This window comes from Streptosporangium sp. NPDC003464, assembly GCF_053588315.1.
On the sequence record NZ_JBSFPS010000530.1, the window covers coordinates 1 to 1832 of the forward strand.

3 protein-coding genes and 2 pseudogenes are annotated in these 1832 nt (G+C 67.0%); all 5 read left to right on the forward strand.

Annotation, left to right across the window (positions count from 1 at the left end):
- Positions 1–165: 165 nt before the first annotated feature.
- Complete coding sequence (locus tag ACWDS7_RS48205) at positions 166–516, forward strand: hypothetical protein (RefSeq protein ID WP_451934788.1); 351 nt, start codon at positions 166–168, stop codon at positions 514–516.
- A gap of 91 nt (positions 517–607) precedes the next feature.
- A complete protein-coding gene (locus ACWDS7_RS48210) occupies positions 608–748 on the forward strand; it encodes a hypothetical protein (RefSeq protein ID WP_451934789.1) in 141 nt (46 codons plus the stop codon).
- Between the two features lie 60 nt (positions 749–808).
- Positions 809–1267, forward strand: coding sequence for an SMI1/KNR4 family protein (locus ACWDS7_RS48215; protein WP_451934790.1), 459 nt, complete (start codon positions 809–811; stop codon positions 1265–1267).
- Between the two features lie 120 nt (positions 1268–1387).
- A pseudogene (locus tag ACWDS7_RS48220) lies at positions 1388–1537 on the forward strand (transposase); the annotation flags it as partial.
- A gap of 40 nt (positions 1538–1577) precedes the next feature.
- Positions 1578–1832 (forward strand): annotated as a pseudogene (locus ACWDS7_RS48225) (hypothetical protein); the annotation flags it as partial.

Genomic DNA, 1832 nt, shown 5'->3' on the forward strand with positions numbered 1-1832 from the left:
TCGCAATCCACACCGAACCCGCAGGCCCTTCACTCTTCAACGATCCACAGACCGTGTCGCCCTGCGTTCTCAACGTCCGTGGTCATTACACCTAGGCCGTGTATCGAAAGTGGATCAATAGGGTTGGGCCGTGATGGGTGTCGCGCCAGGGCTGGGGAGGTCGCCATGTTGTTCGGGGCGCGGACCGGATTCGGTTTGGAGTTCCACGTCGAACAGGACCCGGGGCTGCTGTGCGTCGACGTCTTCGTCGGCGGGCTCCATGTGAACACGTGGGACAACGCGTTCTATCCGCCGCTGTTGGTCAAGAAGCTCAAGGACGAGCTCCGCCGCTTCCGCACGCCGACTGCGCCGCCGGTGGGGTTCACCTCGCCGTCTGAGTCCTTCCGCATTGCCGAGAGCTGGATGTACGACGACGCCAGTACCGAGGCCTCACCTGGGGCCGAGGCGGCACTCGCACGGTGTGTTCCTGGAGTGGGGGGAGTGCACCGACGAGGTGACAGCGTTCGCGTTCCCTGACGGGGACCGGGTGCACCTCGCCTGTCGGGTACGCGATGGAGGCGGTCCCGCCTGGGGCACCGAGGCCCGGCGTGAGCCGACGGTGGTGTCGGTGAGCCGGACGTTGCTCGTCGAGACGTTGGAGGGCGGCCTCGTCATCGCCGAACGCGAGTGGTCTGCCCGGCTCGCCGCCATCATGGCCCGCAGTGACACATGTGACGGCGGGGACGTGTCCGGCGTGCGTTCTCCGTAGTACTTCAGCCGCAGATCGTGATCATGTTGGGGCCGCCGTCGGCCGGTTGCAGTGGTTTGCTTGGGAGCGGTCCTGGTGGGAGTGGCTGTGCCGCCGCTTGTCAGGGCGGCCGGAGTCTGTCGGGAGGGGTGCAGGGTGGCGGGGTCGGTTCCGAGGCCGGCGGCGGCAACGCCGGACGATGTGATGCGGGCGCGGGCCGAGACGGCGATGAGCCTTCCAGCTCCGCTGGTGGCACTGTGGAGCGTGAGGGACGGCTTTCACACAGAGTCCGGTGTCGCGGTGTACTCGGCAGGGGACATCGGTGAACGCAACGCCACTTACGAAGTCGCGCGGTATGCACCGGGATTCCTCCTCGTCGGTGATGACAGTGGTGGCCGCGGATTCCTCCTGCGTGCCGATGACCGGGACTCCGCCGTGTTCTCCTCCGGTCTGGGCGATCTGGAGCCTGCGGACTTCGACGTCGTGTCCGCGGACTTCGCGTCCTGGATCGAATCGCTTGGTCCTGCCTCTTCCTGCTGACAGAGGGCATTCTCGGGTTCGCTTACCGGCGTGGGCCGAACGAGTCAGCGTGTGCCGAAAGTGGATCTTGGCCGTGGGAAGATCACGGTTTGTGGTGCGCGGGGATCTGACGGACGAGCAGTGGGCGGTGCTGGGGCCGCTGTTGCGAAGAACAAGAAGCCCGGTCGGCCGCCGGTATGGCCTCGGCGGCAGTTGATCGAGGGCATACGGTTCCGGGTCCGCGCCGGCATCCCGTGGCGGGACATGCCTGAGGAGTATGGGCCGTGGGGTCGGGTGTACGACTTGTCCGGCGCTGGCAGCGGGACGGCACTTGGCTGTCGATCAGGGCCAGCAGCCAATGTCGATCGTGATCACGGCCGGGCAGCGTGGCGACGCCCCGCAGTTCGAGGCCGTTCCGGGCCGTATCCGGGTGCCCCGCCTCGGGCCCGGGCGGCCGCGCACCCGGCCCGGGCGGGTGCGTGCCGACAAGGCAAAAACCCCCCAATTCATCACATTCATTGTTATTTCCCTCTTATCGGTGCTGGCCGTACAACCCGCACCGGCTCAGGCCGCCGTGGCCGTCAGA